Here is a 7,760-nt window from a genome sequence, read left to right as displayed (position 1 = left end):
CGCAACGGACGATCGGCTGCGCAACCCAGACCAGCTCCGCCGATCGCCCGTTGCTAGCCCCACGCCACACGGCGTAAAACCGGCTGAGGCTCTAATCGCCGCTGGATGACAAACCAGTGGCAGGTCAGCTCTAGCGCGGTCGACGCCTCTTCACGCGAAACACTGGATGAAACCAGATCCTTGACATCGAGGGCAACGATTGCGGCCGGCTGCGAGCGCGCCAGAATCCCTGCGCTGACGCTCTTCCATTGATCACGAGTAAGCGTCGGCAACCGACAGCCCCGATCATTAAGGGCATCAAGCCAGAGGCCGACAAGGGTAGTGTTGCCACTCGGCTGCCACTGCGGGAACGCGAAGAGTTCATCGTAGAGTGTGATCTCGTGGAGCAATCCGCTCAGACCAACGCCGGAAATATGCATATTCTCATACGTTGAATGAGGCTCAACATTGAGGGCCGCCGCGAGATTCCGGGCAAGCTCTTCCATATCAGTAAGAACGCATTCGGAGTTTATCACGGTCGGCGCGACCGCGAAGTGCTTCAGTGCAATGTTATAGATGAAGTGCCACGGGGTGCCGGTGGGGCGATTGCTTTTCGACCGGATCATCGTCGGCGTGCGTGCGTGAAGCAGAGAACCGTCTTCGATACGGCCGAGACGTTGCATCAGAGCAAGCATGGCGTTGGCGGTGTGCAATCCGCCAACACGGCTGATCTTATCCTCAATTTTTGCGCACATCTTCCGGAAGGACGGTTGCGCTAACAAGGCACCGCGACCGTCGAGCGTATATGCGTAACCCTTCCTTTTCAGTGCCGTGAAGGCGCGTGCCACGATCTCCTCACGGGAGCCTTCGATCATGCTGTGACGGAAAGAACTATGGTTCAGCGCTTCAACGGCAGCTGCCAATCCCGCTTGCCAGGACGACTTATCAGAAAGTGGCCGGCAGCGCTTCGCGTTGGAAAGAGCTTCCGTTATTTCCCAAAGCAGTTGCCATTCACCGCTACGGGCTCGCCCAAGATGGAAGGCCGTTTCGACTACCTTGCGAAGTCGAAATAGAGCGTCCAGAGGCCACCCGCCTCCATCGGTTACCAACTCGGCCCGACAACGCTCTCTCATTCCGTCGCGAATTAAATCTCCGGTGCCCGCTATGGCAGTCGGCGATTTAACCTGATCGACGAATGGCGCGACAATCGCTTGGAAATCGGCAAGCGTGGAGGGGTCAAGGCCTGAGTACATTTCTTGCCCCGAGAGATGATGTTCCCTATATGTTCATGAGAAGTGTTGCGCGTCAAATTTCTTCGGGGACGCACTCGCTTGACGCGAGCGGCCTCCTCAACCCACCAGCGTCGCCAGCTTGGTCAGGTCGATATTGGCGCCGCAGACCAGCACGCCCAGGCGTTCTCCCGGCACCGGCTTGTAGGCGCCGCAGAGCAGTGCGCCCAGCGCAGCCGCCCCGCCGGGCTCCACCGCCAGCCTGAAGTCGCGCCAGAGCGTGACCTGCGCCTGCGTGATCGCCGCGTCGGGGACGAGCGCGACATGGTCGACCGTATCCTTGCAGACCCCGTAGACCAGCGGGCCGACATTGCGCGCCCCAAGCGAATCGGCGGCGACGGAGGCGACCTTGACCTCGGTCGGCCCCTTGGCTTCGAGTGCCGCCTGCAAGGCGCGCGAGCCCTCCGGCTCGACGCCGACGACCTTGACCTTGGTGCCGGCAAACCATGCGGCGATGCCGGAGATCAGCCCGCCGCCGCCGACCGCGACCAGAACGGTGTCGAGATCGGGCTCCTGTCCCTGCCATTCGCGGCCGAGCGTGCCCTGGCCGGCGATGGTTTCCTTCGCGGCGAAGGGGTGGATCTTGAGGGCGCCTGTCTGCGCGACGAAGCGGTCGCAGGCTGCCTGCGCGTCGTCGTATTGCGCGCCGCCGATCACGACCTCGGCTCCAAAGCGGCGGATCGCCTCAATCTTGGCGGCGGGCGAGATCTCGGGGACGAAGATCGTCGCCTTGACGCCGCGCGAACGTGCAGCAAAGGCGACTGCCGCGCCGTGATTGCCGCCCGACGCCGCCGCGACGCCGGCTGCGGGAACGTCGAGCGCGAGCAGGTTGTTGAAGGCGCCGCGCGTCTTGAAGGAGCCGGCATGCTGCAGGCATTCGAGCTTGAGCGAAATGTCGGCGTCCGAGCCGAAGGCGCCGGTTCCCAGCCGCATCACGGGGGTGACGCGGGCGTGGCCGGCGATGCGCTGTGCCGCCGCCTCGATCATGGCATGGGGAACGGGACGGTCGGTCATGGCAGGGTCCTGTGGCGGCGGGCGGTCGGGCCAATAGGTCCAGATCGCGATGGGAAGCCCGTGGCTATCGCGTTCCGGCGGATCGGGGAAGGGCCGTCCGCGCCCGGCGAGGATGTGCCGGGCGACGACGAGGGCGGCGAGCGCATCGAGCGCGTCGTCGCCAGCTGCGCCCTTTGGCGGTCGCGCCTGCATGATGTCCGATGGAATGCCTTGCGCGAGCAGCAGCGCCTGGCGCTCGGCCATGCCGGCCGGGTTGATCGTGCCCTTGATCTTCTTGGGGTGGGTCAGGGGTTCGCCGCGCATGGTTGCGAAGGCGAGTTCGGGATGAACCTCGAATACGCCATCGCGCAAGGCCGTGTCGGCCCTCAGCATCAGGTCGATCTCGCGAATGCGCGGGAACAGATGAAAGCCCTGTTTCGAGACCTTGCGCGGCGGTTGCGAGGTTGCCAGCGCGAGACGGCAGGCCTCGCGATAGTCGAGCGCCTCGACGGCGGGCCGGGCGGGAATGGAGAAGACCGAGGATTGGCGCTGGCCCAGCAGCGGCCGGACCTGCTGCTCGGGGCCGCGCCCGGAACCGTTGAGGCGATCGGGCAGGCCGATCGGCATGTCGATCGCGATCAGGGTGAGAGACGGCATGTCGACAAGGAGCTCGGCCAGCCGGGGCACGACGCGCAGGATCGGCGGGGCCTGACCGGCCAGATCGAGGATTGCCGCGACCCAGCCGGCCTTGCAGCCATCCACTCCTGCGATCCAGGCCATCGGTGCCGCCCCCTTCATCCGCCTTTCGCAGAACTGACGTTGCATGCGCGTTGCGTCTAGTGTGCAGTGCAATGAAACTTGGTCCACTGGCGTCAGGAGAGACCCCATGCCGACGATCCGACCGCGCCGCAGCGTGCTCTACATGCCGGGCTCGAACGCCCGTGCCCTCGAAAAGGCGCGCGAGATCGCTGCCGATGCGCTGATTCTCGATCTCGAGGATGCGGTCGCGCCCGAAGCGAAGGCCTCGGCGCGCGATCAGGTCTGCGCTGCCGTCAAGGCAGGCGGCTATGGCCGGCGCGAAATCGTCATCCGCACCAACGGAGTCGGCACACCCTGGTTCAAGGATGATCTGGCGGCGGCCGTGGAGGCGAAGCCCGATGCGATCCTGATCCCGAAGGTCTCGGCGCCCGAGACGCTGCATCAGATCGGTGCGCAGTTGAACGGCCTCTGGGCCGAGCCGACCCTGCGGATCTGGGCGATGATCGAGACGCCGCTCGCCATTCTCGACATCGAGAGGATCGCGCGTGCCGCGCAGGACCCGCGGGCGCGGCTGGCCTGCTTCGTGATGGGCACCAACGATCTCGCCAAGGAAACCCGCGCGCGCTTCGTGCCGGGCCGCGCGCCGATGCTGCCCTGGCTGACCAGCGCCATCCTGGCGGCGCGGGCCTATGGCATCGACATCCTCGACGGCGTCTACAACGACCTGAAGAACGAGGAGGGCTTCAGGGCCGAATGCGAGCAGGGCCGCGATCTCGGCTTCGACGGCAAGACGCTGATCCATCCCGCGCAGGTCGGGCTCGCCAATGCGGTGTTTGCGCCCGACGAGGCGGAACTGACCCAGGCGCGGGCAATCATCGCCGCGTTCGAGGAGCCCGAAAACCAGGGCAAGGGCGCGATCCAGCTCGGCGGGCGCATGGTCGAGCTGCTGCATGCGGAGATGGCCAAGCGCGTGGTCGCGCTGGGCGAGGCGATCGGCTGACGCTGCCCGTCATGCTCGGGCGAAGACCCGAGCATCTCTGGACAATGAGTTTCTCGGGTCCGCGCAAGCGCGGCCCGAGAATGACGCTCCTGCGCGGCTTCAGGCTTTCGCCGCTTTCGCCCGGTCCATCGCCTCGACGATGAGCTGCTTGGCCTTGGTGGCGTCGCCCCAGCCAGCCAGCTTGACCCATTTGCCGGGCTCGAGATCCTTGTAGTGCTCGAAGAAGTGCTGGATCTGGTCGAGGGTGATCTTCGGCAGGTCGGTGTAGTTGTGGACGTTCTCGTAGCGCTTGGTCAGCTTGGGGACGGGAACCGCGATGATCTTCTCGTCGCCGCCGCCCTCGTCCTCCATCATCATCACGCCGATCGGGCGGACCGCGATGTAGGAGCCTGGGATCAGCGGGCGCGTGTTGGCGACCAGCACGTCGCAGGGGTCGCCATCCTCGGAGAGGGTGTGGGGGATGAAGCCGTAGTTCCCGGGGTAGCGCATCGGGGTGTAGAGGAAGCGGTCGACGAAGAGCGTGCCGGCCTCCTTGTCCATCTCGTACTTGATCGGCTCGCCGCCGATCGCCACCTCGATCACGACATTGACTTCGTCGGGGGGATTCTTGCCGATGGAGATGGCGTCGAGGCGCATGTGCGGGAACCTGTCAGATTGGAAACGGGCGTCTTATGAGGGTTTGCGTGGAAAACTCCAAGCCCTGCATTAGCATCAGGTTAACCTCGCGGATTTGCGCTGCTCCCGCGCCGCTGGTATCGGGCGCGGCATGACAGTTGATTTGAGCCGCGCCGGACGCGCGACGCGCGGGGGCCGCCCGTGCTGAACCGCCTGCGACCCGACGAGGAACGCTATGCGCGGCGCATGGCCCGCATCGCGCGCTGGGACCGGCCGATCGAGGGGCGGGGACAGCGCCTGCGCGCCTGGGCCAACATGCTGCTGGTCGACCACGGCATCTTCCGGTTGGCCTATCTGAACGCCCACAAGGTCACGCCGCGGTTGTGGCGGGCAGCGCAGCCGGCGCCGGGGCAGATCGCCTGGTTCGCCAGCCAGGGCGTCAAGACCATCGTCAATTTGCGCGGCGGGCGTGAGCACGGCTCCTGGCCGCTGCAGCGGGAGGCCTGCGAGCGGCACGGCATCGCGCTGGTCGATTTCGTGCTGCGCTCGCGCGGCGCCCCCGAGCGAGAGACCATCCTCGGCGCCGAAGACTTCTTCGCGACGCTGAAGGAGCCGGCGCTGGTCCACTGCAAGTCGGGCGCCGACCGCGCCGGCTTCTTCTCGGCACTCTATCTGCTGATCCATGAGAAGCGGCCGCTCGACGAGGCGATGCGGCAATTGTCGCTGCGCTATGGCCATTTCCGTTTCGCCAAGACGGGCATCCTCGACGCCTTCTTCGACGCCTACCGGAGCGAAGGCGAGGCCAAGGGCATCGCCTTCCTCGACTGGGTGCGGGACATCTATGATCCGCAACGACTCGAAAGCAGCTTCAGGCCGGGTTTCTTCTCGTCGCTGCTGGCCGACAGGCTGATCCGCCGGGAGTAGGCGGACGTCGTCTCTCAGGCGACGCGGACGGGGACCGGCTCGGCGCCCAGCCCTGTCCAGGCGAACTGGATCAGAGCCAGCATGCGGGCCAGCGAGACGAGCCCGATGACGCAGAGCAGCGGCAGCGACAGCGTATCGAACCAGAGCATGGCGAGCACGGCCGCGAGCAGGGCCACCGCATTGGTCGCGACCTGGCGGCGCGGATGGCGCGACAGCGAGGTGATCTCGTGCAGAGGCGTGACCAGCGCGATGCCGCCATAGAACAGCGCCATGATCGCGACGATCTCGCCGATGCCGGCCCATTGCGTGGCGTCGAGCAGCACATCGGCGGTCATCGCCGCAACAGCGATCGCGGCAAACAGCACGGCCGCTCCTGCCAGCAACCCGAGCGTGAGGATGCGGACCCAGCCCTGGCGGCCGACGCCCGACTGGGTGCGCAGGCTGTTCAGCACGAGCGGCACCGAGACCGCGGCGAACATCTGGGTCGGCACCTCGAGCAGGCGCATCGCGAGCGCGACATGGGCCGCCAGCATGGGGTTGCTGCCATAGGGCAGCGCCATCAGCGGGACGACCGTGAAACCATAGGACAGGAGCGCGGAGGGCAGGAGCAGGCGTGGGGCGGCGCGCCAGCGATGGGCCGAGCTCACCAACTCGTGAAGCGACCAGAAGGCCGGTGCCGCGAGCGCGATCAGCGCGGAACGGCGGCGCCAGAGCAGGTAGCCGGCGGTCACCGCGTGGCCGATCGCATCCGCGGCAAACAGCGACAGAGAGGTTGCGCCCAGCGCCCAGATCAGCAGCAGCATCGTCGCCGGCTGAACCAGCGCCTGGAGCACGTTGCCATTGCCGATCGCCTGGAAATCGCCCTCCGCCATGGCTTCGGCCGAGACCAGCCGCAGGATTGCGCGGCCGGCGAGCGAGACCAGGAACAAGGCGCCGACAGCCGGCGCGATCTTGCCGGCCGCGACGGCCGCGACGACGCCAAGCGCTGCCAGGCCGAGGAAGCCGGCGCCGGTCGCCAATGCGAGACGGAAAGCGCGCCCGAGCCGCTCATGGCTGCTGTTCTGGAAGAAGATCGCCTCGAGCCGCAGCAACGCCGCGATCGAGACGAAGCTGACGAAGGCGGAGAACACCGCGAAATCGGCGAAGGCCTGGGGTGGGCAGAGCGCGGCTGCGACCAGCAGTCCCCAGACAGACAGGAAGCGCGCCTGGACGAAGCGTAGCGCGAGCAAGAGCCCGGCGGCGAGGCCGACACGGGCGGCCGGTGCGCTGTCGGCGGCGACGGGCTCCGCCGGCACGGCCGGCCCGTAGGCGGCTCCTGCCGGGAAGGCGGCGCGTTCCATCATCACATGCGCGGTCATGTCCACGTCCATGGGCTGGATGTCGGACAGGTCGTCGGCGCCGATTTCCCGAAGGTCGTGGCGACGGGACCGTTCCGTTGGCCGATCAGCAGGTCCGATCACGTGCAGACGGCTCTATGGGGAGCAAGCTGCTCCCGTATGGTAAATAAATGGTTAGCGCTGGGCATGGCAGGACTTCACAGGCGAGGCTCGTCGCTGCTCTTCTGCCCAATCCATGGCCCGAAGATGGCGGCGTCGCACGCCGCCATGCCATGCGATGTCACCCGCCGCCGCCCGCGCTCTCTGGCGGGGTCGCCATGCTCAGGCGAAGCGGGTCTTCAGCGCCTCGAATTTCTCGAGCTGGTCGGGAAGCAGGGCCCGCTGCGCGTCGCGCCGGACGAAGACCTTGAACATCACATCGCCCGCGCCGTTGAAGAACTGCACGGAGCAGACCCGGCGGCTCGGAAGCTGACGATCGACCACATAGATCGCGGCGCAGTTCGACGCCTTGATGTGCCCTCCGATGGGGCTGTCGCCATGGATATTGTAATAGCCATGGCCGAAGGAGCCGACCGGCAACGAGCCCTCGCATTCCAGCACCACATCGGGCGTATGGACGAGGAACAGCACGGTTCCCCAGGTCGCGAGCTCCTGCCAGAGCGCCTCGAAGCGCTCCGCTGAGATCAGGGTGCGGCCTTCCGCCGGGGTCAGCTCGAGAACGGCGCGCGTCGAGACGCCTGCTTCCTTCGCCACCGACTCGACCATGGCATCGGGCTTCTCGGCCAGCATCTGCCTGGCCTTCTCGATTCCGGCCAATGCGACGGGCGCCTGGTCGATCGTCAGCACATCCGACATCGGGGCGGC

Annotated in this window: 7 protein-coding genes; 2 read left to right on the top strand and 5 right to left on the bottom strand. The window is 66.4% G+C overall.

Features of this window, described 5'->3' with window-relative positions:
• Nucleotides 1-53: 53 nt before the first annotated feature.
• Together AE618_RS20945 and AE618_RS29165 are read right to left on the bottom strand one after the other, a co-directional pair.
• Nucleotides 54-1,232 (bottom strand): hypothetical protein, encoded by a 1,179-nt coding sequence (locus AE618_RS20945; RefSeq protein ID WP_156330396.1) that lies wholly within the window; start codon nt 1,230-1,232, stop codon nt 54-56.
• A 96-nt stretch (nt 1,233-1,328) separates the two neighbouring features.
• A complete protein-coding gene (locus tag AE618_RS29165) occupies nt 1,329-3,041 on the bottom strand; it encodes a serine/threonine dehydratase (RefSeq protein WP_349236440.1) in 1,713 nt (570 codons plus the stop codon).
• A 106-nt stretch (nt 3,042-3,147) separates the two neighbouring features.
• On the opposite strand from AE618_RS29165, the gene AE618_RS20935 reads away from it, so the two are divergent.
• Nucleotides 3,148-4,020, top strand: a complete 873-nt coding sequence (locus tag AE618_RS20935; RefSeq protein WP_054211012.1) for an HpcH/HpaI aldolase/citrate lyase family protein — start codon at nt 3,148-3,150, stop codon at nt 4,018-4,020.
• Between the two features lie 99 nt (nt 4,021-4,119).
• Here AE618_RS20935 and ppa read toward each other — a convergent pair whose 3' ends face one another.
• Nucleotides 4,120-4,656, bottom strand: coding sequence for an inorganic diphosphatase (gene ppa, locus AE618_RS20930; RefSeq protein ID WP_054211011.1), 537 nt, complete (start codon nt 4,654-4,656; stop codon nt 4,120-4,122).
• 180 nt (nt 4,657-4,836) lie between these two features.
• On the opposite strand from ppa, the gene AE618_RS20925 reads away from it, so the two are divergent.
• Nucleotides 4,837-5,559, top strand: coding sequence for a fused DSP-PTPase phosphatase/NAD kinase-like protein (locus AE618_RS20925; protein ID WP_054211010.1), 723 nt, complete (start codon nt 4,837-4,839; stop codon nt 5,557-5,559).
• A 14-nt stretch (nt 5,560-5,573) separates the two neighbouring features.
• Here AE618_RS20925 and AE618_RS20920 read toward each other — a convergent pair whose 3' ends face one another.
• Nucleotides 5,574-6,917, bottom strand: a complete 1,344-nt coding sequence (locus tag AE618_RS20920; protein ID WP_156330395.1) for a hypothetical protein — start codon at nt 6,915-6,917, stop codon at nt 5,574-5,576.
• A 300-nt stretch (nt 6,918-7,217) separates the two neighbouring features.
• On the bottom strand, nt 7,218-7,751 hold the full coding sequence (gene hutX / locus AE618_RS20915) for a heme utilization cystosolic carrier protein HutX (RefSeq protein WP_054211008.1): 534 nt from the start codon (nt 7,749-7,751) through the stop codon (nt 7,218-7,220).
• Nucleotides 7,752-7,760: the final 9 nt, after the last annotated feature.

The sequence above is a fragment of the Allobosea vaviloviae genome (assembly GCF_001298265.1).
Lineage (GTDB): Bacteria > Pseudomonadota > Alphaproteobacteria > Rhizobiales > Beijerinckiaceae > Allobosea > Allobosea vaviloviae_B.
This window is presented reverse-complemented; position numbering and strand designations above follow the sequence as displayed.